General features: G+C 64.4%; 19 protein-coding genes. 8 read left to right on the top strand and 11 right to left on the bottom strand.

What is annotated here, in order from left to right; all coding sequences use genetic code 11:
- Window positions 1-26: 26 nt before the first annotated feature.
- Window positions 27-812, bottom strand: coding sequence for a phthiotriol/phenolphthiotriol dimycocerosates methyltransferase (locus tag MTAB308_RS07410; RefSeq protein WP_108637221.1), 786 nt, complete (start codon window positions 810-812; stop codon window positions 27-29).
- A gap of 250 nt (window positions 813-1,062) precedes the next feature.
- Here MTAB308_RS07410 and MTAB308_RS07405 point away from each other — a divergent pair, with 250 nt between their 5' ends.
- Complete coding sequence (locus tag MTAB308_RS07405) at window positions 1,063-4,731, top strand: MMPL/RND family transporter (protein ID WP_425436216.1); 3,669 nt, start codon at window positions 1,063-1,065, stop codon at window positions 4,729-4,731.
- A 96-nt stretch (window positions 4,732-4,827) separates the two neighbouring features.
- Here the strand turns inward: MTAB308_RS07405 and MTAB308_RS07400 are convergent, their stop codons facing one another.
- The gene (locus MTAB308_RS07400) at window positions 4,828-6,582 is read right to left on the bottom strand and encodes an AMP-binding protein (RefSeq protein ID WP_077098818.1); all 1,755 of its coding nucleotides are present in this window, start codon (window positions 6,580-6,582) and stop codon (window positions 4,828-4,830) included.
- Window positions 6,583-6,704: 122 nt separating this feature from the next.
- Here MTAB308_RS07400 and MTAB308_RS07395 point away from each other — a divergent pair, with 122 nt between their 5' ends.
- Window positions 6,705-8,045, top strand: a complete 1,341-nt coding sequence (locus MTAB308_RS07395; RefSeq protein WP_245831303.1) for a hypothetical protein — start codon at window positions 6,705-6,707, stop codon at window positions 8,043-8,045.
- On the opposite strand, the gene MTAB308_RS07390 is transcribed toward MTAB308_RS07395, so the two are convergent.
- Both MTAB308_RS07390 and MTAB308_RS07385 read right to left on the bottom strand, forming a co-directional pair.
- Complete coding sequence (locus MTAB308_RS07390; protein WP_077098817.1) at window positions 7,998-8,972, bottom strand: glycosyltransferase family 2 protein; 975 nt, start codon at window positions 8,970-8,972, stop codon at window positions 7,998-8,000. The genes MTAB308_RS07395 and MTAB308_RS07390 overlap by 48 nt on opposite strands.
- A 25-nt stretch (window positions 8,973-8,997) precedes the next feature.
- Entirely contained in the window at window positions 8,998-9,759 is a 762-nt protein-coding gene (locus tag MTAB308_RS07385; RefSeq protein WP_077098816.1) for a GAP family protein, read from the bottom strand.
- Window positions 9,760-10,002: 243 nt separating this feature from the next.
- Here MTAB308_RS07385 and MTAB308_RS07380 point away from each other — a divergent pair, with 243 nt between their 5' ends.
- A complete protein-coding gene (locus tag MTAB308_RS07380) occupies window positions 10,003-10,950 on the top strand; it encodes a glycosyltransferase family 2 protein (RefSeq protein ID WP_077098971.1) in 948 nt (315 codons plus the stop codon).
- On the opposite strand, the gene MTAB308_RS07375 is transcribed toward MTAB308_RS07380, so the two are convergent.
- Window positions 10,925-11,917, bottom strand: coding sequence for a rhamnan synthesis F family protein (locus MTAB308_RS07375; protein WP_157900916.1), 993 nt, complete (start codon window positions 11,915-11,917; stop codon window positions 10,925-10,927). The genes MTAB308_RS07380 and MTAB308_RS07375 overlap by 26 nt on opposite strands.
- Before the next feature lie 868 nt (window positions 11,918-12,785).
- On the opposite strand from MTAB308_RS07375, the gene MTAB308_RS07370 reads away from it, so the two are divergent.
- Together MTAB308_RS07370 and MTAB308_RS07365 are read left to right on the top strand one after the other, a co-directional pair.
- Entirely contained in the window at window positions 12,786-13,541 is a 756-nt protein-coding gene (locus MTAB308_RS07370) for a class I SAM-dependent methyltransferase (protein WP_077098814.1), read from the top strand.
- A 2-nt stretch (window positions 13,542-13,543) separates the two neighbouring features.
- A complete protein-coding gene (locus MTAB308_RS07365; RefSeq protein WP_245831301.1) occupies window positions 13,544-14,503 on the top strand; it encodes an NAD-dependent epimerase/dehydratase family protein in 960 nt (319 codons plus the stop codon).
- A gap of 214 nt (window positions 14,504-14,717) precedes the next feature.
- On the opposite strand, the gene MTAB308_RS07360 is transcribed toward MTAB308_RS07365, so the two are convergent.
- The 5 genes from MTAB308_RS07360 to rfbF all read right to left on the bottom strand — a co-directional run bounded on the left by MTAB308_RS07360 (window position 14,718) and on the right by rfbF (window position 20,254).
- Window positions 14,718-15,401 (bottom strand): HAD-IA family hydrolase, encoded by a 684-nt coding sequence (locus tag MTAB308_RS07360; RefSeq protein ID WP_077098813.1) that lies wholly within the window; start codon window positions 15,399-15,401, stop codon window positions 14,718-14,720.
- A gap of 326 nt (window positions 15,402-15,727) precedes the next feature.
- Window positions 15,728-16,546, bottom strand: coding sequence for an aldolase/citrate lyase family protein (locus MTAB308_RS07355; RefSeq protein ID WP_083746454.1), 819 nt, complete (start codon window positions 16,544-16,546; stop codon window positions 15,728-15,730).
- A 164-nt stretch (window positions 16,547-16,710) separates the two neighbouring features.
- A complete protein-coding gene (locus tag MTAB308_RS07350) occupies window positions 16,711-18,540 on the bottom strand; it encodes a thiamine pyrophosphate-binding protein (RefSeq protein WP_077098812.1) in 1,830 nt (609 codons plus the stop codon).
- On the bottom strand, window positions 18,537-19,475 hold the full coding sequence (locus MTAB308_RS07345; protein ID WP_245831300.1) for a glycosyltransferase family 2 protein: 939 nt from the start codon (window positions 19,473-19,475) through the stop codon (window positions 18,537-18,539). Before MTAB308_RS07345 ends, MTAB308_RS07350 begins: the two co-directional genes overlap by 4 nt.
- Before the next feature lie 2 nt (window positions 19,476-19,477).
- Complete coding sequence (gene rfbF / locus MTAB308_RS07340) at window positions 19,478-20,254, bottom strand: glucose-1-phosphate cytidylyltransferase (protein ID WP_077098810.1); 777 nt, start codon at window positions 20,252-20,254, stop codon at window positions 19,478-19,480.
- Between the two features lie 176 nt (window positions 20,255-20,430).
- Between rfbF and rfbH the strand changes: the two genes are divergently transcribed.
- The 3 genes from rfbH to MTAB308_RS07325 are packed head-to-tail and all read left to right on the top strand — an operon-like array spanning window position 20,431 to window position 23,278.
- Window positions 20,431-21,771 carry a lipopolysaccharide biosynthesis protein RfbH gene (rfbH, locus tag MTAB308_RS07335; protein ID WP_077098809.1) on the top strand — a complete coding sequence of 447 codons (1,341 nt, stop codon included), beginning with the start codon at window positions 20,431-20,433 and terminating at the stop codon, window positions 21,769-21,771.
- Between the two features lie 2 nt (window positions 21,772-21,773).
- Complete coding sequence (rfbG, locus tag MTAB308_RS07330) at window positions 21,774-22,790, top strand: CDP-glucose 4,6-dehydratase (RefSeq protein ID WP_077098808.1); 1,017 nt, start codon at window positions 21,774-21,776, stop codon at window positions 22,788-22,790.
- On the top strand, window positions 22,787-23,278 hold the full coding sequence (locus tag MTAB308_RS07325) for a GtrA family protein (protein ID WP_077098807.1): 492 nt from the start codon (window positions 22,787-22,789) through the stop codon (window positions 23,276-23,278). Before rfbG ends, MTAB308_RS07325 begins: the two co-directional genes overlap by 4 nt.
- Window positions 23,279-25,078: 1,800 nt before the next feature.
- Here MTAB308_RS07325 and MTAB308_RS07315 read toward each other — a convergent pair.
- The gene (locus tag MTAB308_RS07315) at window positions 25,079-26,443 is read right to left on the bottom strand and encodes a glycosyltransferase family 87 protein (RefSeq protein WP_077098806.1); all 1,365 of its coding nucleotides are present in this window, start codon (window positions 26,441-26,443) and stop codon (window positions 25,079-25,081) included.
- Window positions 26,444-26,589 lie beyond the last annotated feature (146 nt).

The following is a 26,589-nucleotide window of genomic DNA, read 5'->3' as shown; positions in this document are numbered from 1 at the left end:
CGGATCCGGTGCGCGCTGGACCCGCATCAATCCTTGGCGAAGTGGTAGACGCGGTAGGAGAACCCACCGGAGCGGCGCAGGTCCCAGTCCAACACGCCCACGCCGTAACGGATCAGGGAGTTCATGAATCCCGGCAGGCGGCCGCTGATCTGCTGCTGGGTCCGTCGCGTGTTGGCGTCCAGCCCGCGCTTGGCCTCTTTGTCGATGTCCCTTTCGGAGATCTTCCGCAGCGGCGCGCCGGCCAGCGCCGCCTCCCATTCGGCGACGACGGGAGCGCGGCGGGAATCGGTGTAGAGGAAATGCCCGCCGGGGCGCAGCACGCGTGCGACTTCCTGCAGGAAGCCGGGAAAGTTCGGATACTGATGGGAGGCCTCGACGTTGATCACCGCGTCGAAGGATTCGTCGGGGAAAGGCAGGTTTTGGGCATCGCCCTGCACGAATTCCAGGCCCGACAGCTGGTGCCGTTCCCGGCACTTGTCGATGCTGGCGGGATTGAGGTCCAGCCCGGTGTAGGAGGCCGGGCCGAGGTTGCGCATGATGTACGACGCTCCGCCGCCGGCCCCGCAGCTGACCTCCAGCACCTTCTTGCCGGTGAGATCCACCTGCGAGGCGGTCACGTGATAGAGCTGGATGCAGTACCGGTTGGGCTCGTCGGATGCCGCCAGCGTCAGGCCCATCGGGGGGTCTTCCTCGTAGCCGAAGTTGAAGAAAACCACGTCGTCGCCGACCTGGCGGGTGCCAAGGGGCAGAAAGTACTTCGTGGTGAGCTTGCCGACGAGCGGGTTGGATTGCAGGCGGTAACCGATGGCCATGGGGAGAGTGTTACACGGATCCGCCGCGGCCCACGCCGGATCGGCGCCTCGACCTCGTCGCCGGCGCGAGTTTCGGGGGCGCTCGCGCACCGGAATCCAGGGCGCTGACCAGCGCATACACTGTCAAGATCACGGGGGGATCACGGTCGCCGCGTAGATCTTGATTACCCCGCGCGCGGGCAGGCTTGATTGTAGGGTTGGTTGGGTGTCGAGCCGGACTGGCACGGGCGAGGCAGCCAAGCCTGGGGGAATCTTCGACCGCATAGGCGATGTCGTCGTGCGGTGGCCGCTGCTTGTCATCGCCTGCTGGATCGCGTTGGCGGCCATCCTTTGGCTGATTTTTCCGCCGCTGATGGTCGAGGCCGGCAGGCACGAGCAAAAGCCCCTGCCGGACAACGCCCCGACCGTGCTCGTCAACCAGGAAATGGCCGCGGCCTTCGCCACCCCCGGCAAGGACTCCGCGGCCCCCAAGGGCCCCGGGGACTCCAAAAAAGCCGGGGACGCCGCCGGGGATGGGGGTGGCGACAATCCGCTCGGCGGCGGCGGCTCGCTCCTGATGATCCTGCTGACCGACGAGAACGGCATTTCCCCCGCCGACGAGGCGGTTTACGCCAAGCTGGTGGACAAGCTGCACCAGGACAAGTCGGACACCATGACGGTGCAGGATTTCCTCACCACCCCCCAGATGCGCGAGGTCCTGGCCAGCAAGGACGGCAAGGCCTTCATCTTGCCGGTGTCTTTCCCCGGCGCGGCCACCGCGCCCACGACGATCGCGGGCTATCACCACGTCAAGGACATCGCCAAACAGGTCACCGCGGGAACGTCGCTGACCGCCTACGTCAGCGGGCCGCTGGCCACCCTCGCCGACGCCACCGAAATCGCGATGGAAGACGCGCACTTCATCGAGATCGGCACCGTCGTCGCCGTCCTGATCATCCTGTTCATGATCTATCGCAACGTGGTCACCATGGTGCTGCCGCTGCTCAACATCGGCGCATCCATCGCGGCATCACAGGGCATCTTGTCCGGGCTGAGCACCCAGTTCGGCCTGCCGGTGATCTTGCAGAGCCTCGTTTTGATGACCGCGGTCATGGTCGGAGCGGGAACGGACTACGCCGTCTTTCTGATCAGCCGCTATCACGACTATTTGCGCCACGGCCACGACTCCGATCAAGCGGTCAAGATGGCGTTGATGTCGATCGGCAAGGTCATCACGGCATCGGCAGCCACCGTCGCGGTCGCCTTCCTGGCGATGGCTTTCACCAAGCTGCAAGTGTTCTCGGCCGTCGGGCCGGCCATTTCGATTTCGGTCGTGGTGGCACTGCTGTCCGCGATCACCCTGCTGCCCGCCCTGATGATCCTCGCGGGCCGACGCGGCTGGATCAAGCCCGGACGCGACCGGACCACTCGTACCTGGCGGATCATCGGAACGCGCGTCGTGCGCCGGCCCAAGATTCATTTGATCGGAAGCCTGATCGTGCTCATCGCTTTGGCCAGTTGCACGAGCGTGATGCGCTTCAACTACGACGACCTCAAAACGATGCCCGCGGACACGGACAGCTCCAGGGGATACGACGCGATGAACGCCCATTTCCCGGCGAACGCGCTCACACCCATGGTGCTATTCATCAAGTCGCCGTCCCACGACTTGCGGACGCCGTCCGCCCTCGCAGACCTGGAGCAGATGGCCAGCCGGGTGAGCCAGTTGCCCGGCATCACGATGGTGCGGGGCTTGACCCGGCCCAACGGGGAACCGCTGGAGCAGACCAAGATCTCGTTCCAGGCCGGAGAGGTCGGCAATAAGCTCTCCGAGGGCTCCACCCAGATTCAGGAGCACGGCAACGATCTGGACCGGCTGGTGAACGGCTCGAACCAGTTGGCCGACGCCCTGGCCCAGCTTCGCGATCAGGTCACCGGGGCCGTGACCAGCCTCGGGCCGGCTGTATCGGCGCTGACGGCCATGGAGCAGATGGCGGGCGGCGATCGCACCATCAACGCGCTCGACCAGGGCGCCGCGATGACCGGGCAGATGAAGAAACTCGGCGACAACCTCAGCATGTCCACCGTGAACGCCGAAAACATCGCCGCCTGGGCCGGCCCGATGCTGGTCGCCCTTAACAACAGCCCGGACTGCAATGCCGACCCGGGCTGCGTGAATTCCCGTGCGAGCCTGGCCGCCATGGTGCAGGCCAACAACGACGGCACCCTGAATTCGATCAAGATCATGGCCCACAACCTGCAATCGGCGGGGCAAGCACAGACCGTCGGGCAGACGCTCGACAAGGTTCAGCAAACTCTGACCCAGGCCTCCAGCGCCATGAAGACGATCAAGAACCTGCAAACCATGATGGGGCAGGCGGAACAGGGCGCCAATGCGCTCGCCGACGGCAGCCGCGCGATCGCCGGCGGCGTGAAGGAACTGGTCGATCAGACCAGGAACATCGGCAGCGGCCTCGGCGAGGCATCGCAATTCCTGCTGAGCATGAAGCACGACACCGACAACAAGGCGTCGATGGCCGGCTTCAACATCCCTCCGCAGATCATGACGAGGGACGAGTTCAAGAAGGGCGCCGCGATCTTCCTCTCCCCCGACGGGCACGCGGCCCGGTACCTCATCCAAAGCGCCATCAATCCGTTCTCCACCGAGGCCATGGACCAGATACCGAAGATCGTCAAGGCCGCCCAATCGGCGCAGCCGAACACCGAACTGTCGGACGCCAAGGTTGCGGTGGCGGGTTTGCCCAGTGGGCTTGACGACACGCGCAACTACTACAACGACGACATCGGTTTCATCGTCTTCGCGACCATCCTCATCGTGTTCCTGATCCTGGTCGGCTTGCTGCGGGCGGTCATCGCGCCGCTGTACCTGATCGGTTCGGTGCTGCTTTCGTATTTGTCCGCGATGGGTCTGGGCGTCCTGGTGTTCCAGATGTTGCTCGGGCAGAACCTGCACTGGAGCCTGCCCGGATTGTCGTTCATCCTGCTCGTTGCCGTCGGCGCGGATTACAACATGTTGCTCATCTCTCGCATCCGCGACGAGTCGCCCCACGGCGTGCGCGTAGGTGTCATTCGCACCGTGGGTTCGACCGGTGGGGTGATCACCTCGGCCGGTCTGATCTTCGCGGCCTCGATGTTCGGGTTGATGACCGCCAGCATCTACACCATGGCCGAGGCCGGTTTCATCCTCGGGATGGGCATTTTGATCGACACCTTCCTGGTGCGCACGATCACGGTGCCGGCCATGGCCGCGCTGATCGGCCAGAAGAACTGGTGGCCCTCGCACCTCGGCAAGAGCGCGGCCCAGGTGTACGCGGCCCACCAGCGCAAGCAGCAACAGCTGGAACAGCTGACCGACCAATTGGTCCGGATGAAGGTGATTCCCAACCGTGAAGCGTTGGCCCCGGCTTCCGCGGGGGCGAATGGCGCTGCCGCACCGTTCATTCCCGACGACCTGCTGGTCCGCCTGAAACTCGTTCCGCCCAGCCACAAGTCGCGCGCAAAGTCACGTCGACCGCGGTCGAGCGGAATCGCTAAAGCCGCGAATGGCCGACGGTCCAGCCGGCGTGCGCCCGAGCACGCGCTGCCCCTATTCGACCTGAGCGGCCTGCCGGATCACGTGACCGACGATCTGCGCGATTCGGCGCTGGATCTCCCGTCGTCCACCACCGGCCATGGCAATGGTGGCGCGCGTGACGCCGATCTCGACCTCGGTCACTCGTTACCGCTGTTCGGGCAGGACTTCCTGTCGCCTCGGCCAATCAGCGTCGGCGCCAACGGAAATGGACATTCGAACGGCAACGGGCACGGCGAACAGTCCGTCGCGGACGACGCCGACAATTCACTGCCGCTGTTCGGTGCGGGTACCCCGGCCCCTCGCGCTACCAACGGCAACGGGCGCGGCAACCACCCGCTCCTCTAGCGTTGTGAGTCTTTATCGAGATCGACGTTGGCGCGAAGAAGTACGAGTGGGTTGCACACTAGCGTCGATTTCGGCGATCACGTAAGCCAAAAGCGGCTACGCGTCCAACCGGACGAACTCATCCTGCCGGTAGAGCTCGACGCACTGCGACCGCCTGATCTTGCCGCTGGTGGTGATCGGAATCGAGCCGGGCGACACCAGAACCAGATCCGCCACCTTCAGCCCGTGGGACTTCGAAATCGCCGACGTGACCTCGCGTTTCACGCCGCGCAGCCGGTCGACGACCTCCTCGTCGGACTCGCCGCGCTTTTTCATCTCGATGATCGCGACCAGCTTTTCGACGCCCTTGTCGGGAACCGCGATCGCCGCGCACCGCCCCGCGGTGATCTCCTGGATCGTCGCCTCGATGTCGTCGGGTGAGTGGTTGCGCCCGTAGACGATCAACAGGTCCTTGATGCGGCCGATGATGAACAGCTCGCCGTCGGAGAAGAACCCCGAGTCCCCGGTTCTCAGCCAGGGACCCTCGGGTGTCCCCTCGGACGGGTCGACGATCGTGCCGCCGAAGACGCGCTGTGTCTCCTCGGGTTTCTGCCAATAGCCCAAGGCGATGTTGTCGCCGCGAATCCAGATTTCCCCGGCCGTCCCCTCCGGACATTCACGGCCGGTGTCGGGATCGACGATGCGCGTCAGGGTCGACTGCTGGCTGCCATAACTGACCAGCGGCGTGCCACCGCCATCCGGGCACGGGATCGCTTGGCCGGCGGGCAGTTTCTCGGAGTCGAACTGACCGATCTTTGGTGGTTCACCCACCTGACGACTCGCGATGTACACCGTGGCTTCGGCCATGCCGTAGGACGGCCGCAGCGCCCTGGGGTCGAAATTGAAGGGGGCGAACCGGTCCGCGAATCGCTTGAGGGTCGCGGGCTGCACGCGCTCGCTGCCGTTGAGGATCGTGTGCACACCGCCGAGATCGAACCCGGCCAGGTCCGCGTCCGACGTCTTGCGCACCGCGAGCTCGTAGGCGAAATTCGGCCCCGCCGAAATCGTGCAACTGTTGTGCGCCAGCATTTGCATCCAGCGGGCCGGTCGCTGCAAGAACCCCACCGGGCTGGAAAGCAGCGTCGGCACCCCCGCGAGGATCGGCATGATGATCCCCAGGAGGAGACCCATGTCATGGTAGAGCGGCAGCCACGACACCACCGTCATGCCGGGCGGCGCTACCCCGCCCTCGGGCGCGAAGAAGTCGCCCATGATCTGCTCGAAATTGGCGAAGACGTTCTTGCTGGAGACCATGACACCCGCGGGTGTACGGGTGGACCCGGATGTGTACTGCAAGTAGATGAATTCCGACCCGTCATCGGCTACGGCGCGGGGTCTGGGGCCGGCGGGCCGCTGCCGCGTCTCGAGGTCCAGCAAATCGATTTCGACGACCGACGGCGCGGATGCGCCCTCCTGCGACTGCACGGAAGCGCTGACCAGCTCCGTGACCGCGGACGTGGTGAGGACGACGGTGGGCGACGTGTCGGCCAGCACGGAGATCGTGCGTTCGTCGTGCGCCCCGCCATAGGGGACCGAAAGCGGAACCGCGACAAGACCGGCCTGCAGGGCACCGAGAAAGCCCAGGACGTAGTCGAGCCCTTGCGGGGCCAGTATCAGCGCCCGGTCACCGGTCGAGCCGTGGGCCCTGAGCTGCTCGCCCAGGCTGACCACGCGCTTATACAACTGCGACCACGTCAGGGTCTGTGCGACGCCATCCCAATCCTGCTCGTAGTCAAGGAATGTGAACGCCGTGTCGTTGGGCTGCAGGCTCGCGCGCTCGCGCAGCACGGCAGGGATCGTAGACTGAACCACGGGCAACACACTACCTTCGTCGAGAGCTTTTCTGACCAGGAACGGCCAGGTTACAACCGTAACAACACGCCCTGGGGGCAGCACCGACCCGCCCTGACGGCGCATAAACTACCGTGAACGCGGTGGACAGCCGACTCGCACACATGGACCAGGCCTCCTACCTGGGTCTGCGGGCGCTTGGCTACGGGGCGCTGGTGCAGTTCATCTGGATCTACAACCGACCGGTAGATCTTGACGGTTTGCGCCGATTCCACCGCAATCTCGGATACGGGCTGTTGGGCCGGCTGGTCGAACCGTCCCCGTTGCCTTTCGCACGTGATCGATGGGTCGTGTCCCGGGGGCAGCCGGACATCGAGGTCGCCCAAACACCGCGCCTTCGTGCAACTCTGAACGCCTGGCTGTATGAGCGGGCCTGCCTGCCGCTGGATCCGGAGTACGGACCCAGCTGGCACATCGGGGTGCTCCCCCTGGACGACGGCGGGGCCGCGGTCTGCCTGACCACGTCGCACACCCTGGTCGACGGACTCGGGGTCCTGCGGGCGCTCGCGGACGCGGCGAACGGAAGGACCCGCTACCTGGGTTACCCCTATCCCCGTTCGCGCGCCCGTCGGCGGGCCATCGTGCAGGACGCCCGCGAAACCATCGCCGCCGCACCGGAACTGGCGCGGGCGGTGCGGGCGACGGTGCGAATTGCCCGGCACCGGCGCAGGGACGTCTTCGCCTCGATGAGGTCGGCACCACCCGCCCCGCGGCGCGCCGGCGGCAACCAGCCGCCCGTCGTGGTGCCCGCACTGATCGCCTTCCTCGACGTTGCGGAATGGGACGCGTGCGCGAAAAGCATTGGCGGAAACAGCTTCACACTTTTCGCCGGATTCGCGGGCAGGCTGGGCGTGCGGATGGGACGGGTTTGCGACGACGGAACCGTCACCCTGTCGTTCCCGATCAGCGATCGCACCGAAGACGATACCCGCGGCAACGCGGTGGTGTTCCCCACCGTTTCCCTCGACCCCAATCGGTTGTCCTCGGACCTGGGCGAAGCTCGTCTCAAGTTCAAGCAGGCGTTTGCCGACCTGCCGGGGCTCACCGAGGAGCTCTTGGGGCCGTTGCCACTGACCTCGTTGACCCCGAAGTGGGTGGCGCGCAGGGCGGCGGGAATGGGGCTCGGTGCGGCCGCCCTGCCCATCGGTTGCTCCAATATCGGAGACATGCCCCCCGAGGTGATGCGCCCGGATGGCACCGACGCCGATTACGCGTCCGGAAGGTTGATCGAACCCGGCATCAACAGGCGCGCCCTCGAGCGCGTGGGTGGTCAGCTGTTTTTGGCTTCAGGGCGCGGTGCGGGGAAGATCTTCGTTGCGGTCAACGCCTACCTCCCGGGCCGGACGAACTCGCAAGACGCGCTGCGCGAGGACGTCTCACGCACGTTCGGCGAGTTCGGGCTGACCGCCGAGATTTTCGGCTAGCCTGCGGGCGCGCGGAAACTCGCGAAAGGGCGCCCGCGCCAACGTCTTCAGGTGCAGCCGCCGCTGCGGCCCGAAACTTGCGATCTCCACGACCAGCGCCAGCCATGCGGGAAACCACCACAGCCGCGCCAGGATCCGGACCGACCGCGGTGAGAACGGGTCAACGGCCAGCCAACTGAGGATGCGCAACTGGTCGAGCACGTACCGTCGGCTGCTCATGACGTGCGTCGTTTCCGTCCCCTTCATGTGGCTGCGCACCGACAGTTGCCGTGGCACGAAGCAGACCGTCGATCGCAGCATCAGGCGCAACCAGAAATCCGCGTCGACGAGCTGATAGATGTCGTTCCGTAGGCCCCCCGCCTCCAGCGCCAGCCGGCGCCGAAACATCACGCAGGTCGGCTCCCCCACCCAGTTCTCCTTGGCGCCGCGCAGCGCGACCTGGCGCACCAAGGAGGGCCCGTCATTGCGTTCCCGCAGGTCGTGGAAGTGCCTGTGCATTTTCCCGTACCGGCGCTGCCACCGCTCGTCGTCGCCCACCACCCGCCGGGGCGCGAACGCCAGCCCCACGCTCGGGTCCTCGAAGTAAGGGGTGAGCGTCGCCAGGGCGCCGGGAAGCAGCCAGTCATCGCCGTGCACGAACTGGACGCACGTGCCGCGCGCCAGCTCCAGACACTTGTTGTGGTTCCCGTTGAGGCCGAGGCGGGGTTGGTTCTTCACCAGCCGGTCCCCGGGCCGCAGCATCGAGGAGGCGATTGCGGCGCCGTCGTCGGTCGAATCGTCGTCGACGACCACGATCTCGAAGTCGACGCCGTCCTGCTCGAGGATGCTGCGCAGGCAGCGCTCGATCGTGCCGGCGTTGTTGTACAGCGGGACGCAGACCGAGACCAGCGGGGCGGCCGGGGGGCCGGCAGGCTGGTCGGGATTCACCGATACCGCGCCCTCGGCAGCACGCTCAGAGCGCGGCAAGGCCCTGCGTCAGCAGTATGAGCCCGGTGCCCCCGACACTGACCTGCATAATTTGCCGACGGTAGGTCCGCAGCCAGTCCTGCAGGCGCAGCATCAGCGCCAGGGTTTGCTCCGGCTTCGCCAGGTAGGCGACGAGCGGGATCTCGATGACCGCGAGCACCATCAGGGTGAACAAGACGAATGCGAGGAACTGCGTGGTGATGGCCGCGCCCGAGGCCATGATGAAGGCCAGCAAGACCACACCCTCGTAGGGCGGAAACGACGAGGCGAGGCCCACGAGAAAGGCCGGCCAGACCACGTCGGTATTGAGCATTTCCTGGGTGCGCCCCCCCAGTCGCTGGAAGACGCCGCGCGGAGGCTCCTCCACCAGGGTGTCCGCGTCGCCGCCGCCCGCCGGAACCGCCGTCGCGGGCACCTGCGCCGTCGACCTTGCGCGGGCCGTCATGACCGCGAGCACCACCAGCGCGAGCAGGCCGAGGGTGATCTGAAGACGCGCGCCGTCGAGGATGAAGATCGCGGACCTGACCTGCGATATCGCGGTTCCCGCGTTGCGGATGGCCACCAGCGCGGCCTCCCGCATCAGCAGCAGGACGCCGACTGCAACGCCGACTCCCGCGACGATGCCTCCGAGCCAGAAGGCGAACAGGTTCAGCATCGGGCGTCGACGCGTCAACAAGACGACCGCCAGCCCAATTCGGACGGGGTCAATCGCCATCCCGAAGCCGCATATCAGCACTACAGTCCACATCAGGTGGGACGCTACCTTGCCGCGCCGTATCTCGTGGCGTAACTGGCGAATTCGTTCGTTCGGCGTCCAACTCCCTTACGGCTTCCGAACGGCTACGTTACGAGCGCATGGCAGTCGTGACAATCGGCATTTTCAGGGCTGGCGACCAATGCCGCAACTCATCGAGATCGATATCCACCGGGGGCTATGCTCGAGCCGATTTGCCTGACGGACAGGGAGGGGCTGCTCGTTGACGGACCGGGCATGGTAGCCAACCCCACTATCTCGGTGTGCGTGCCGATGTACAACAACAGCGCCACCATCGCGCGTTGCCTGCGCAGCATCCTCGATCAGGAGGGCGTCGACTTCGAGATCGTGGTCGTCGACGACAATTCGTCCGACGAATGCGCCGCGACCGCCGAGACAATGCTCAGGCCCGGAGACCGGCTCATACACAACGACTCTCGCCTCGGCCTGAACGGAAACCACAACAAGTGTCTGGAACTCGCGCGGGGCACGTGCATCCAATTCGTCCATGGCGATGACTGGTTGCTCCCGGGGGCGCTCAAGGCTCTCGCGCCATGCTTCGACGACCCTGCCGTGGGGATGGCATTCGCCCCCCGGCGCGTGGTGCAGGACGAAAATCTTCCGTGGCGGCGCCGGGTGGGCCCCGCGCACAAACACTTTTGGCGGCTTCGCGAACGCAACCGCGGAACGTGGCTTGTCGCTCAGCAGCTGCTGCGCGGCGGCGCAGGCAACTGGATCGGCGAACCTACCTGCGTGATGTTCCGCCGCCGGCTCGCACTGGATGCCGGTGGTTTTCGGGGCGACATCTACCAGCTCGTCGATCTGGATTTCTGGTACCGCTTGATGGTCCGTGCGACGGTCTGCTTCGTGCCCCAGGAGCTGTCGGTGCGCACCCACACCGCGACCAACGAATCGATGCACATCGTCAAGGCGGGCCGCAACTGGCTGGACCAGCTGAGGATTCTGACCTGGCTCATCGTCGATCCGGCGTCGTCAGTCCCCATTCGCGCCATCGCGGGAGTGTGGTGGTCAATCACGTGGCTGGCCCTGCCTTTTCGGGTGTTGGCCTTCGGACCCGAGCGGCGGGCGCGGCTGAAGGCGTTGGCCCGGGTCCCGGTCAGCGAATTCGGCCGCGCGCGTCGGTGGCGCGAGGGGCTGGCTAGGCCGGCGGGACGGGCGGTTTGACCCACGTCGACGGTCCGCAGCCGAGCCGGTCCAGGTTCGCCTGGATGAGCTCGTACGGATAGTCGGTGCGCTGCTCGATGAACTCGCGCAACCGCGCCATGGAGTCGTGCCAGGGGTCGTTGTATCGCGGCAAACTCGCCTTGAGGAAGGGAAAACGGAAGTGCTCGATGAGGCCGTCCCAGTAGTAGAGGGTGTGGTTGAACGGTTCTCCCGAGAACTTGCTCGCCCACTGATGGTCCGATGACCGCTCATAAGTCGCCCGAATGTCGGCGACGGAGACGAACGGCCTCATGCTGAGCCCGGCCTCACGGGCGCGGCGGGACAGCCCGATCTCGTATTGCTCGACGATGTTGACCTTGTCGACGATGTATTTGAAGCCGTTCCAGAAGTCCTCGAGGAAGGGGCGGGTTCGCGAATCGAGCTCCCAGGCGAGAAAAAACGACTGAAGGTGGACGCCGAACTCGGCGCTTTCGATGGCGCCGTACATGTCGGCACCGCGGAACGAGCTCCACATCTCGTCGATCGGAAAAAGCGGCCCGAACACGCTGTCGTTGGCGAGGACCAGGCGGTCGAACTGATCGAGCGACCAGCCGCGCTGCTTGAGGATGGACCACGCGAGGTGCCAGGAGCCGAAGTCCAAGCAAAGCGTGCGTCTCGTGTAGATACCCGCACAGAGCGGGCGCAGCGGAGCCACAGACTCCGTCGTCAGCTTGGGCGAACCGGAGACGAAGATGATCGTGGCTCCCAGCCCATGGAGCGCCTTCAGATAATGGACGACGTAGGGATCGACGATTCCCTCGGTATCGAAGTGCGCGAAGAGCACGAGCGTGGGGCGGTCGGGCGAAGGCCGCGCGGGGAGCTGTTGGTGGGTTTCGCGGATGAAACGTAGGGCGTTGCCGCGCAACCGGTACGGCACCGCGGACAAGTAACGGCGGGCGCGTCCCGATTCGGCGCGCAGCCTGCTCACCAGTTCCAACTTCACCTCACGGCGTTCCGCACGTCGCTAGTCCGATCCGACGATAACCTGTGTAGCGCACAGTGTTCGGTTCCGGCGCTCGCGATCGCACACGACTGCTCTTGCCCGTTTTCAGGCCGCAGGCGCTCCCGCGGCCTTCGTACGTTCCCGGTCCTGACGCCGATGAACATCCCGCGAGGATCCGCCTGGTAGGAACCTCCGAGCGAACTTTCGGCGATGCCGGGTTCCAAGGTGCCCCGCATTGGTCATGTGGCGCTTCGCCGTCGGTTCATTAAGCAAGCTAGCTCAAGACCGCTCGGCGCGCTGGGAAAATCCCGGCCGGGGTCGCCGGATCGGCCATTCGAGCGCCGTGCGGCTCCTGAACAGGAACGCCGTCAGGACAGGGGGCCGGATGCCGACCGTCGAATACGGCCGCCGAGCCCGTCAGCGACACGAATCACCGATGCGAGTTCGCCTTCGACGGCAAGCGGTGGGATGCCGGTTGCAGATTCATGAGATGCCCCCGACGCCAGCCGCGACAAAATCGAGTAGGAGACTCCTCAGGTCGGGTCTTCGGGCGCAGGCGCGGCAAACGTACGCGCAGAACGGCCTGATCAGCGCGCATTCGCACGCTTTTATGCAAGATCCGAGATTCGTCGCCGCGTACGGCCGCGGTAGTGTCTGCTGCACGTCCACAGCTGCGCGAGCTCGTGCGGGTACCTCGAGACCATGCAGCTGACATCTCCGACGCGACAAAAGGTGTGGTGTGCCCTCAAAGTTGAAGAAGCGTGTCCAAGAGTCGCTGTTTGCGGCCGGCCTGGTGCTATCGGCCCGACCTCCGTTCGTGACGCGGTACTCCCAGTACCGAGGCCGGCGCCGCATGCTCAAGGCACTCGGCCCGGACTTGAGCCAACAGGTGGCCTGGACAGCATCGGACGCGCCGGGCTCCGACGGCGAGCTGGCCACGATTTTCGCCCAGACCCCGAACATCCATAAGATGCTCCACTATCTGCCGGCCTACGAGTCGGCGCTGTCCGCGTTCCGCTCGCGACCGATCCGGATGCTTGAAATCGGTGTGGCGCGTGGTGGATCACTGCAGATGTGGCGGCGCTATCTCCATCCGGAGTCGACGATTGTCGGCATCGATATCGACACCACCACCCAACGGTTCGACGATCCGGAGCAGCGGGTGCACGTTCGCATCGGCAGCCAGACGGACACCGCTTTCCTGCAGCAGGTGGTGAGCGACCTCGGCCCTTTCGATGTCATTCTCGACGACGGCAGCCACATGAATTCGCACATCGTCCACACGTTTCAGTATCTCTTCCCCAATGGGCTGGCCACGGGCGGCGTCTATATCGTCGAGGACCTGCACTCGAACTATTGGCGCGCTTACCGCGACAGTCCCATGTCGTTCGCCGACTTCACGAAGTGGCTCATCGACGCGATGCACGCGCACTACCAAACGGCTGGCAGCAAGGAGCTCGATTACCGCGTGGACGACCCGCACCGACTGAAGGAACTCCACGTGCCGCTTGCGACAACGCTTGTGGAAAAGGTCGAGTTCTACGACTCGATAGCGGTCATACACCGCGCGCGAGGTCGCCGAGAAGTGCCAGCCAGCGTTTATCACTAGACATGTCGCGCAACGTGACTGGGCTGCTGAGTAGCGGCGCGCGCGCCTTGGTCACCCGGGCGCTGCGCAGCGACGACCGAGTGCTCGTCACCGGCGCGTCGGGTTGGCTTGGCAGAACCGCACTCGATCTGATTGCGCCGCTGGGCCTGCCGACTTTGGCCCTCGCCAGCCGCCCCCGGCTGATCCGGGTCGCGGACCGCGACATCGAGTGCCGCGTATGGGACAATCGCGAGTTGATCGCGTTTGCGCCAACGGTTGTGATCGACTGCGCGTTTCTCACCCGAGATCGGGTTGCCGACATGCCGCTCGGCGAGTACGTCTCGGCCAATCGCGCCCTAACCGAACGCTTGCTGTACGCGGCGCGGCTGGACGGAGTACGTCTCTCCCTCACAGTGTCCAGCGGAGCTGCGGTGTACCCGCACGACGCTCTCGACGGCCCCATCGAGGCCAACCCCTACGGCTACCTTAAACGCGACGCGGAACAACGCCTGGTGCAGGCAGCCACCGAAAGCGGGTCGGTGCCGGTCATCGTGCGGGCCTGGAGCATTTCCGGGGCCCACATGCGGAAGCCACAGAACTACGCGCTGGGTTCAATGATCGCCGCGGCGAGTGCCGGCGCGATCCGCATCACGGCGCGCCGCCCGGTCTTTCGCCGTTACGTGCTCGCGGAGGAGCTCCTCGCTGTGGGCCTCGCCCAGGGCGGGTTGGGCGCGACCACCATCGACAGCGGCGGCGAGCTGGTGGAGATGGACGAGCTGGCCGCACGTATCGCCGCGGTGGTGCGACCGGACGCAACGATCACCCGGGGCGAGGTCGATCCCCGCGAACCGGACCGATACCACTCTGACGGCGTGGATTGGGAAAGGCGTTGCCAGCAATGGGATTTGGCGAGTGCGCCTTTGGATCGCCAAATCGCCCTCACCGCACGCGGAGTGCTTCGCAAACGCCTGTCTGATCGTTAGCTCAAGGCCAGCGCCCGCAAGCGCCAGGCCGGCCGGAATCTGGGTAAAACCTTATTTGGGGAGTCGCCTACACCATCGACTTCGGCGACAGCCCGGCGATAACGCTACCCTCAGCAAATTGCCTGGTTTAGATCTCAGTGTCCGAGATGCCCAATTGGCACCAACCTCGCCCAGCCGACTGTTGATGAATGAATGGCCCACGCCTCAGCCGGGATCAGACACCCAGTGCCTTCCGCAGCTCCTCGATCGTCGCGGCATGTGTCACGACCGTCGGCCCGGTTGATGTGTATCCGTCAGCGAAGTCGGCCTGCCCGTAGCCCCAACCAACCACCACAGTGTCGATGCCGTGTGCGGCCGCGCCGTGCACGTCGTGGCTGCGGTCACCGACCATGAGCATGCGTTCGGGAAGCGGCTGTAGCTGGGAAAGCGCGTGGGCCAGCACATCGAACTTTGTTTCGCGCGAGCCGTCAGGACTCGCGCCGGCGATCACCTCGAACTGCTGGTCAAGCCCGAAATGCTCAAGGATGCGTTGTGCCGTCGATTCCAACTTGGAGGTGGCCACGGCAAGGCGGACACCGGCGGCGCTCAGATCGGCCAGCAGCGGGGCAATCCCGTCGAACAGGCTGTTCATCGCCCAGCCCCGGGCCCCGTAGTCGGCTCGATAGACCGCGATCGCCTCTTCGGTATGCTCGCCCAGCAGCATCGCGCGCATCGTTTCGGCAATCGGCGGCCCGACGACCTTGGTGGTCAGATCGCCCTCGGGCACTACGGCACCGACATGGCTGAGCGCATGGAGGAAACTTGCAACGATCCCCTCAGCTGAGTCGGTAAGCGTGCCGTCGAGATCGAAGATTACCAACTGGGGCGCAGCGCGATCGGCCGAGACTGTAAGTGTCACGTCACGATTGTCCCAGATCGGCGGACTTCCTTAGCCGCTTTGTGCCGGCGGAAATCGATTACGTCCGTGCCTTACCTCGCTGCAAGTACGCGCGGAATGTCGTTGTGCGCCAAGACGTCAACCGTGTGCGGCGTTCAGATTCCGTTGGACTCCAGGGTGTTGACGAACTTCGTCCGATTTCCCGTGGCCCGACCACAAAAATCAGTCGCCCCAAATTGCCCTTCTCACAGGGTTTTCGGATGCGCGTCAGATCCTCGGCGCCGGAGCTCCCGACACCGAGATGCCTGTGCTGAAACCTGGCAAGTGCGCAGAACGTCCGATCGGGATCACCGAGGCTGGTGTTCCAAGTCGCCGCTGAGAATGTGCCAGTGCGATTCGAGCATCTCGATGCGCTTGGCGTCTTCCTGGGTGATCCGGCCGTAGTAGTCGCGCTTGTTGAGCAGCCAGAGGAGCTCGAAGTGCACCGCGTTGAGCAAGCCGTCGGCGACTGAGGCGATCGTTGTCGCCGAGCCGTCGAAGACGACCTTGCGGGTTTCGAAACGGGTCAAGTAAGCACCGGCGACCTCGCGGATGGAGTCCAGCGCATCGCTGGACACCGCACCCCCGACGACGAAGTCCAGGCCAGCCTCTTTGACTTTATACGCAGCGCTTGTTACGTACTCGGTGACCCGAGGCGTGTTGATTCCCTCACGGTCCAGGCCTAGCGAGCTGGCAAAGTCATGGCGGCCGAAAACGACACCATGCACACCGCGGTTCTTGCTGGCTATCTCGAGCATCTCATCGAGGTTGTTGTAACCGGTGATGGTTTCCAGATTGAACAAGAAATCGGTGTCGAGTTCCTCGTCTTCGTCGTACACGCTGTTTTTGGCTGCGATGTACTTCGACAGCGCATACGCGGACTCCACCATGGGAGCGACGATGTAGCGCACTCCAATCTGCTTGGCCTCCAGGAGGTCACGCATCGCCTCACAGCCGCCGATCTTGACGGTGAGCGGCAGACCCGCGGACCGAGCGATGTCGACTAAACGCAGCAGCTCGTCGATCCGCGTCCCCTCCGCCTCGAACTCGGCCTTCACGCTCACAACGCCGTGCTTTTCCTTACCGATGTGCAGGATTTCAGCCATCTGCCGTTCGGTCTTGTTCACTGTGCCTCCCCTAGTCGGCCCCCGATGAAATCTGCAAAGTATGATGCCCCTTGATCGAAACTCGCGGGCGATTTTGCGCAAATCGGTCCCGGCCTATTTGGAGCAGCCATTTTGTCCCCGCCGGGGCCGTTCGACAAGTCAACTTCCGACGGTTCCGGCCGGACTCAACTCGCGGTTGACGGCTGAGGCACAGCGGTGCCGAGATAAATGGTGACGCGTTGCTCGACGTCGGCGGGCAGATCGGGACTCATCCGGTGCAGCGGGTTGGACTTCATCGAGCCATCCGCCTGCACTGCAGAGCTGATCTTCGGGTAGTACGTCTGGTTGGGATCCATCGGTACCTCAATCAGCGCCGGACCGTCCGCCTCCAGCAGCGAGCGGATCGCCTGGGCGCCCAGACCGGATTCCGCGTCGAGTCGGGCAAATGGGATCCGGTATGCCCCTGCCAGGTCCTCCCAGCTCGGCAACCCCAACCCGGTTTGGGCATCGCAGCCGACCCAAGCCCCCCCGAAGTAGTTGCGCTGTGTCATCCTGATCGATGCGTAGCCGTTGTTGTTCAGCACGAAAACCTTGACGTTCGCCGCCGTGGCCGCGAGTGTCCCGAGTTCCTGCAAGTTCTGCGCGAACCCGCCATCCCCCTCGCTCAAGAGCACTTGACGGCCGGGGTTGGCCAGCGCCGCCCCGATCGCCCCGGACAACCCGTACCCCATGCTTGCAAGCGATTTGTTCGCGACGATCTTCTGGTCTGCCCGCTGCTGCAGAGCCTGTATGCCGACGGTGAATGAGCCGCCGCTGCTGCAAGGGAGGACGATGGCGTCCGGCTCGGCGACCTGGGCCAGTTGCATCGCAAACTCGTAAGGCTTCACGTACCCCGGCGCAGTGACGTTCTGCGGGTCGTTGAGCGGTAACTCGGCACGGACCGAGGCAACGAACTCCCGCCATGCCCGCCACCTAGCTGGGTCCCCGAGGTCGGAGGCGTACAGGTCGGTCAGGAATCGGTCGGCGTCCCCGCACAGCGCGAGGTCGATGCGAGGATGTCCCTTCGTCAGCTCGGCGCGGTCGATATCGAGCTGAACGACGCGTCCGATCGGCACGAACTGCTCCCAGGCGAAACCGGTCTGCTGCAGACCTAGCCGGGTGCCAATGGCAACCACCAAGTCGGACTGCTGGATCAGGATGTTTGCGGCGCGCTGTCCCCACGTATTCGGACGCCCGGAATACAAGGGGTGTTCGGTAGGGATCCGGTCGGCCCCGTTCCAAGTGGTCATGATGGGTATGCCGACGGAAACCGTGCGCCCACCTAGAGCCCGGACGGCTCCGCGGCTTACACCGCCACCGATAAGGATGACCGGGCGCTCGGACTCGCGGACCAAAGCGACCACACGTTGGACCTCGACCGCCGACACCTCCGAAAGAGCATTCTCAGCGACCGCGACGGGGTCCTGGCCCGGCAGTGGCGGGGCGGCCTGGGCGTCCAGGCAGACTTCGAGGAAAACGGGCCCCTGGCGTGGGGCGCGGCCGTCGAGAACGGCATCTAGGACGATGTCGCGGGCAACCGGCCGCTCAATTCGCATCGACCGCTTGGTGACGCTACTGACCAGCTCTACACCGTCGATCTCCTGGATACCGCGCTGGCGCACCGCCCCGTGGCTGAGGTCGCTGCTCTTGACTTGTCCGCCAACAACCAGTAGCTCGCGGCTTTCTTGCCAAGCCCCGGCTATTCCCGTCAATGCGTTTGTCACCCCGGGGCCGGCGGTAACCAGCACAAACGCTCGCCCCGTATCCTCGTCACGGGAGGCGTTGAAATACTCCACTGCGATGGCCGCGCCGACCTCATGCACGAACGGCACGCACACCATTCGAGTGCGCACAGAGTTCAGCAGGTGCATGACGTTGCCGCCGGCGACAAAGAAGCAGTGTGTATAGCCGGCCCCCGCCAGCCAGTCCACAAACTGATCCGAATATTTCGCAGGCTGCGGGGGGGTCCGCGTCACACGCCCACCTTCCGGGTGATAACGAAGTTGGGACGCTGCTTGACCTCCTCGTAGATAAGCGCCAAGTACTCGCCGATGACCCCGAGGAGCAGGGTAACAACGCCGAAGCCGATCAGCGTGACGCAGATGATCGAGCCGAAGCCGGGAAACGGCACCCCATAGAAGACGAAGCGGAAGGCGAGGACAAACACAGCGATGACCGCTATTGCGCTCAAAAGGAAGCCGGTGAGGGTGATAAGCCGCAAGGGCACGTAAGAGTGGGCCAGGATGCCCTTCCCTGCTAAGTCGAGCACCTTGAAGGTGTAAGCCTTGGATTCCCCGGCGAAGCGGGGCGCCCGCTTCATGGGCAGCCCGATCGACTTGAATCCAACCCAGGAGAACAATCCCCGGACGAAACGGTTGCGTTCGTCCATCGAGCGAACTGCCTCGTAGACCTTTCGGTCAACCAACCGGAAGTCACTGGCGTTGCTGGTGATTCGGTCGTCGGTGAGCTTGCCCGCCAGCCAATAGAACAGCTGGGAATTCATCCTGCGGACGGGTCCGGTCCCGCCCCGTTCTGTCACCACGCCGTAGACGTTCTCGTAACCCTGCTCCCATGCGCGGATCATTTCCGGGATAAAATCGGGTGGGTCTTGCAGGTCGGCGGTCATCAGGACGACAGCGTCGGCGTCGACCACGTTGAGGCCCGCCGTCAGACCGCCGTCCATCCGGAAGTTGCGAGCCAACTGCAGGATCTTGAAGCGGGGATCCGCCTTATTGATCGCGAGTAGCTTGTCCATCGTGTCGTCGGTGGACCCGTTTTCGACGATGATCGCCTCGAAGTCGTACTCCGGCTCGGAGTCGAACACCTTGGCCAGCTGGCGAGCTAGCTCCTCGATGCACTCACTTTCATTGAAGGCCGGCGAAATTACGGCGATCTTTTTCTTCGCTCCCACACTTACTCCCACACTTTCCAAGGCGGGTCCCCGCTGATCCAGAGGTTGTTCAACAGCTGCGATTCCCGGAAGGTGTCCATCGGCTGCCAGAAGCCGTGGTGTGGGAACGCGGCAATTTGGCGGTCTTCCGCCAACCGGAGCAGCGGCTTGTCCTCGAGCACGGTCTCGTCGCCCTCCAGGTAATCGAACACTCCTGGCTCGAAGAGGAAGTAACCGATGTTGATCCAGTCCTCGGTCTTTGGCTTCTCTCGGAATTTGGCGACCGCGCCGTCGTCCTCCAGGTCGATGACCCCGAACCGGCTCATCGGCTGGGTGGCCGTGACCGTCGCGAGCTTGCCATGGGAGCGGTGAAACTTGAGCAGGGCGTGGATGTCGACGTCGGCGATACCGTCGCCGTAGGTGCAGAGGAACGTCTCGCAGCCTACGTACTTCTGAATGCGCTTGATCCGGCCGCCGGTCATCGTATCGAGCCCGGTGTCCGCGACGGTGACCTGCCAGTTGAATTCGTCGTGCGAGCCGTGGTAGCGGATGCTCGACTGGTCACCAAGGGTGATGGTGAAGTCCAGATTGGCCGCCCCGTAGTTGGTGAAGTAGTTCTTGATGTACTCGCTCTTGTAGCCCGTGCACACGATAAAGTCGGAAATCCCGTAGTGGCCAAGAATTTTCATGATATGCCAGAGCACCGGGCGACCACCCACCTCAACCATCGGCTTGGGGCGGAACTCGGTCTCCTCGCGCATACGCGTGCCAAGACCACCCGCGAGGAGTACGGCTTTCATTACCAATCGTCCAATCTCAAGGCAACCTGTCCCCCAGCGCTGTTTCCCCCACGCCAGCGTCGCGCAGATGACACACTAGCAATGCTGCGGCGCGTTCGGCTGGGTTTTCGGCCGCCGCATAATGTACGGATACGCACGTCTTAGGAGACCTCATTTCAAGACTCGATACCGATCGGTTGGGGACGGGGCTCGAGGAGGATCGCGACGATATCCTCGCCGCGGTGCGCGAGTATGCCAAACGCAAGCTCGCGACATCCGAGTTTGTGGCAGGGACCACGCCGGTGCCCGTGTCGGGCAAGGTTCTCGACCCCGAAGACTTCGCCGCCCTCGTCGACGCGTCGCTGGACGGGTGGCTGACCGCCGGCCGGTTCCATCCGATCTTCGAGCGGGCCCTCGCCCGTTATGTGGGAGCCCGCGACGCGGTCTTTGTCAACAGTGGGTCGAGCGCCAACCTTTGCGCACTCAGCGCATTGACCAGCCCAAAGTTGGGCAGCTATAAGAAAAGGTTCGGCAAACGGCCGCTGGAGCCCGGTGACGAGGTGCTGACCGTGGCGTCCGGATTTCCGACCACCGTCAACCCGATCATTCAGAATCGCCTGCGCCCGGTGGTCGTCGACATCGAGCTTGGCACTTACGACGCGATACCGGAACGGCTTCGAGAGGCCGTCGGGCCCAAGACGCGGGCGATCATGATGGCCCACACCTTGGGCAACCCGTTCGACCTCGATACGGTCCAGGAGTTGTGCGACAAGCACGGCTTATGGCTGGTCGAGGACTCGTGTGACGCACTCGGCTCGACGTACGACGGCAAGCGCACCGGTAGTTTCGGCGACACCGCAACGCTGAGCTTCTACCCCGCGCACCACATCACGACCGGCGAGGGCGGCGCGGTGTTCGTCAAGTCGGCGCTGGTGCGCAAACAGGTCGAGTCCTTCCGCGACTGGGGCCGGGACTGCTACTGCGCCCCCGGAAACGACAACACCTGCCAGAAACGGTTCGAGTGGCAACTCGGCGAGCTGCCCAAGGGCTATGACCACAAATACATCTACAGCCACATTGGATACAACCTGAAGGCCACCGACATGCAGGCGGCGCTGGGCCTCTCACAACTCGCCAAGGTCGACGGATTCGTCAAGGCCCGTAAGGACAACTTCGACTACCTGACTTCCCGACTGTCCGGCGTCGAGGGGCTCATCCTTCCGGTCGCCACACCCAAGTCTGATCCGTCTTGGTTCGGCTTCCCGATCACCCTTGATCCGGAACATCCCGTCGACCGCACCAAGTTCATGCAGTTCCTCGACGAGCGCAAGATCGGCTTCCGCCAGCTGTTCGCCGGCAACCTCGTCAAGCAGCCGGCCTACCGTGGCGTCGACTTCCGGATCGTCGGGGAACTCACGAACACTGACATCGTGATGAACCGGACGTTCTGGGTGGGCACCTATCCAGGCCTTACCGGGCCGATGCTGGAGTTCGTGGCTGACTCGATCCACGAGTACATGGCCGAAGCCGCGCGATAGCCGTGCACTATCTGATCACCGGGCATACGGGGTTCAAAGGACCTTGGCTCGCGCTGCTCCTGCTCAGTCGCGGCCACCGGGTCTCCGGCTTCGCGCTCGACCCTCCCGACGGCGGTCTGTTCAAGCGGGCGGGCCTCGCCGACCTGCTCGTCTACGACTCCCGGGTGGACATCCGTGACGCCGAGGCCACCGCGGCGGCGATGTCTGCCGCGGCTCCGGACGTGGTCGTGCACATGGCGGCCCAGTCACTGGTCCGCGAGTCGTATCGCGACCCGCGCTACACCTACGAGACCAACGCCATCGGAACGCTCAACGCGCTCGAGGCCGTCGCAGCCACGCCATCGGTACGTGCGCATGTCGTCGTGACTACCGACAAGGTCTACCGCAACGTCGACCAGGAGGCCGGTTACGTCGAAACCGATCCCCTGGGCGGCGACGATCCCTACAGCGCATCGAAGGCGATGGCCGATCTGCTGGCCCAGTCCTGGATTCGAAGCTTTCCCGGGCCTCCCACCGCTATTGCCCGCGGCGGCAACGTCATTGGCGGCGCTGATGTCAGCCGTGATCGGCTGCTGCCGGACCTGATGGCCGCCTACGCGCGGGGGGAGGCGCCGCTGCTGCGGTTCCCGCACGCGGTGCGTCCGTGGCAGCACGTGCTCGATTGCCTCAATGGATACCTCACCCTCGTTGACGCGCTACTGGCCGGATCCGGCCTGGGCCAATGGAACTTCGGGCCGGGGCGCGACAGCTTCGTCGAGGTCGGCAAGGTCGCCACCCTAGCCGCCGAGCTGTGGGGCGGGGGCGCCCATTGGAACCTTGACGACGGGGAGCATCCACACGAGGCGAACCTGCTGGCGCTCGACGCCTCCAAAGCGCAGCGGGAACTCGGCTGGCGCAACCGGCTGGGCTTCCGCGACGCCCTGGCCTGGACTGTCGACTGGGAGCGGCGGGTCCACGGAGGCGCCGACCCGCTGACGGTGGCTCAGGAGCAGATCGCCGCTTTCGAGAACCTGAGATGACTGAATTCGATTTGCCATCCGAATCGGCCCCGGCGGGGCCGCTTATTCGGCTGGTCAACGATCAGCGAGTGGCTTTTCTGGTCGTCGGTGGCATCAACACCGTCATCGGCTTTGGGATCTTCGTCGCTTGCTCACAAACCGTGGGTTACGTGGTCGACCATCGGTTCGGCAAGATAGCCGGGTCCTTGGTGACAGTCGGTATAGCGCATGTGCTGAGCGTCCTCTTTGCCTTCGTGATGCATCGGCGCTTCGTCTTCCGCGTCCGCGGCCATGTGTTGCGTGATTTCGCGCGCTTCGAGAGCGTCTACCTCACCGCGCTGGCCATCAATGCCGTTGCCCTGCCCGTGCTGGTCGAGTTCGGTTTGCACCGCATACCGGCGCAGGCGATCATCGTTACGGCGTCCACCCTGCTGAGCTACTTCGGCCACCGGCACTTCTCCTTCCGGCGCAGCACCGCCGAATCCCACGACGACGCGACGCGCGGGTAGCGCGCGCGACAGCTGATCCAATCCGGGCCCCGGCCGCACCGGTTCGTTACCGCAGTCCGATGCTTGACCTTCGCCCAATTTGGCCATGACCTCCTCGCTTACCCATACCCAGCGGGCTTTGAACCCGCGATTTCCGTAACCCACGAAGCTGCACAGATCTATTGGCGGTTGTGGCGATGGCTCTGTCGCTACCTCGGGTTTGCGCGTCGTTCTGCGACTGGTATCCGGTGATAAGTCGGTCACCTGCTCATCGTCATCGCTGTAGGAGGGCGCCGGACGCCGGGCGTAGGAGGCGATGATCGCCCCGCACGCGAGCAACCACAGCAGCGGCGTGAAAAAGACCGTGGTGATAACTAAGTTGAGGAAGCTTTCGACGGCCCCCCCTCCCGATATCGGTACCCGGACGGGTGGACTCGGCAGTGCGATTTGGACGATGCTGATCCCGGCGGCGACGCTGACGCAAATACCAACCGCGCGGCGACGGCCGCCGACGAGCGCGACCCTGTCGAATATCCCGCTTCCCGGAAGCCCATCCGGGTCTCGCGCCAGCAACGCGGCAGCCGGCAACGCGAAGACCAAATAGTACCGACAACTCACCGCGGGAAAGAGGGATGCGGTCGCCAGGAGCGCGATGCCCACCATGACGGGCGGGACCCGTCGCCCAAGCGCCACGACCGCCGCGACGACGACGAATAGGACGACAAACCCGAGCACCGATCGCGGACCGGCCAGAAAGCCCTCCGGCACCGCGCCGCCCGCGGTATATCCCTTGACGAAATCAGGGATCGCCAGGATCCCCTTGCCGAATGACACGTTGCCGTCGCTGACGCTCGATTTGAACGAACCGTAGCCAAGGACGTTGTGCATCGACTGCACGATGGTGTGCGGGAAGTCTTGGGGCCACAACGCGTATGCAGCGACGTTGGAGACGGCGGCTGCGACCACCGCAATGCCACCCCACCGCCATTGCCGCGCCGCGAATAGCGCGACAGCGAGCACGACGAACTGCGGTTTCACCAGCGCCGCCAGGACGACCATGAGCGCGACGAGACCCCAGCGCTGTCGGCACAGCGCCACCAAGAAGACCAGCGCTATCGGTACTACAAATCCCACCGAGTTGCCGCGGTCGATCGTCATCCATGCCGGAATGGCCGCGACGCCGCAGGCGACGAAAACGACTACCGGCTCGAGCCCTCGCGCCGTCCGAGCCGCCCATAACGCTGGAGTGAAAACCGCGGCCGTCAAAGCGATCAGGTAACCAAACAATCCAATTTGTGGCGCACCCAGCCATGCCCCCAGCGACCCGAAAAACATGTGCGGCAACATCGCGGCCGCCGGGTAGTTGTTGAGGGCCGGCTTATAGTCCGGGGGAAGATACATGGGATAGGGCGCCCACGGGTTAGAGCTCATCCCGAAACTCACCGGAATCGTGTAGTCGCTGAAGCAGTGGCGACCGATCCTCACGCCCCAATCGCGTACACAGTCGTAGGGCGAGTACAGGAGCGAGGATATGACATCAACCGAGTAGTAATGGACGAGAACACAACCCGTCACAACGGAAATCGTCGACCCGACCAAGACAAGTCCAACCAAGAGGCAACGTTCGGATTGGCAAACGACTGCCGCGCGTTGCTCCCGTACGAGCGCGATCGTTCGCCGTAGCGGATCAAGGGCTCGCGTCATCGAATCTCCCCGGTTCGTCGCCGAAAGATCTAGTGGGAGTGAGCCCGAGTTCGCCCCCGGGGCGAAGCTTGGCAGATATGTACGGAGTTTTGCTGAAAATCCACCAATTCACTCGGACTAGTTAGGCGCCACCGCGGGATCCACCGGAACCTTCCCCGCTGGCCGCTGGTCACCCGATGGGATGGGTGCGGGACGCCGCGCGAAGGAGCCGACGATCACCCCGCACGCGAGCAACCAGAGGAGCGCCGCAAAGGACGCGGTGGTGACAACGACCCATCGGTCGGGCATCTCGAGGCCGTGTTGTACCGCTCCTACTATCTCCGCGCGAAGGGGCGGACTGGGCAACGCGATATGCGCGATACTCAGAGCTGCGGCGAGGGTCACGCAAATGCCAACCGCGCGACGACCGTCGCCGACGGTAGCGAGGCGGTCGAAGATCCCGGTTCCCGGTGGCCCCGCCGGATCCCGCACCACCAGGGCGGCGATCGGTAGCGCGAACGCCAGGTAATAGGGCAGGACAACGGCGGGGAAAAGGCACGCCGTGGCCAGCAGCATGATGCCGACCAGGACGGGCGGGATGCGGCGCCCGAGAGCAAGTACGGAGACGACAACCAGCAAGAGGACTACGTATCCGATGACCGACCGGGGGCCAGCCAGGAAGCCGTCCGGTAGGTTGCCGCCCGTGGCACGCGCCTCCAGACTGTCGGGCAGGATCAGCAGCGCCTTCCCGAAGGACACGTTTAACCCGATAAGCGCCTTGAACGAGCCGTAGCCGAGGGTGTTATGGATCGATTGCACGATGGTTTGCGGAAAGTCCCGGGGCCACAGCAAATAGGCGGCGATGTTGGACAGCGCGACGCCGGCGACCGCGGTGCCCGCCCATCGCCATTGCCGTGCCGCGAACAGGACCATCCCCAGCACGGCGAATTGTGGCTTCACCAGCGCAGCCAGGATCACCATGACGGTGACGAGCCCCCACCGTTGGCGACACAGCGCCACCAGAAAAGCCAGCGCGATCGGCACCACGAATCCCGTGGAGTTGCCCCGATCGATCACCATCCAGGCCGGAATCGCGGCGGTGCCGCATGCGAAAAAGACCACCACCCGCTCCAGACCACGCGCTCCCCGGGCAGCCCACACCGCCGGAGTAAGGGCCGCCATCGTTAAGAGGAGCAAGTAGGCGACCAACCCTAACTTCGGTGCATGAAGCGCCCGTCCGAGAAACCCGAAGACCGTCTGCGGCAGCATCCCGGCCGCCGGATAGTTGCTGAAACCGAACTGGAGCGATGAGTGGTCCGGAAGCGTAACGACGTTGGAGCCCCAAGGATTGGCCTGCATGCCCACGTTCGCCTGAATCCCGTAGTCGCTGAAGCAATGCCGACCGACCCTGGTGCCCCAATCGACTTGGCAGTCGTCTGGGACGAAGACGAGAGAAGAAAGCGCATCAATCGAGAAATACTGGCCCAGGACGAAGGCAGTCACCGCCGAAACGGACGTCGCCAGCAGGATCGTGCCGAGCAGGGTCGTGCGCTCGGATTGGCCGGTGACCGTAGCGCAACGTTGCCGCAGGGCCGAGGTGGTGCCATGTAGCGCTGCTAGGGGTCGCCGCAATGCATCCTCCCCTTTCC

It is taken from the genome of Mycobacterium terramassiliense (assembly GCF_900157385.1).
Classification (GTDB): domain Bacteria; phylum Actinomycetota; class Actinomycetes; order Mycobacteriales; family Mycobacteriaceae; genus Mycobacterium; species Mycobacterium terramassiliense.
Note: the sequence above shows the minus strand (reverse complement) of the source record. Positions and strands in the feature narration are given on the sequence as shown.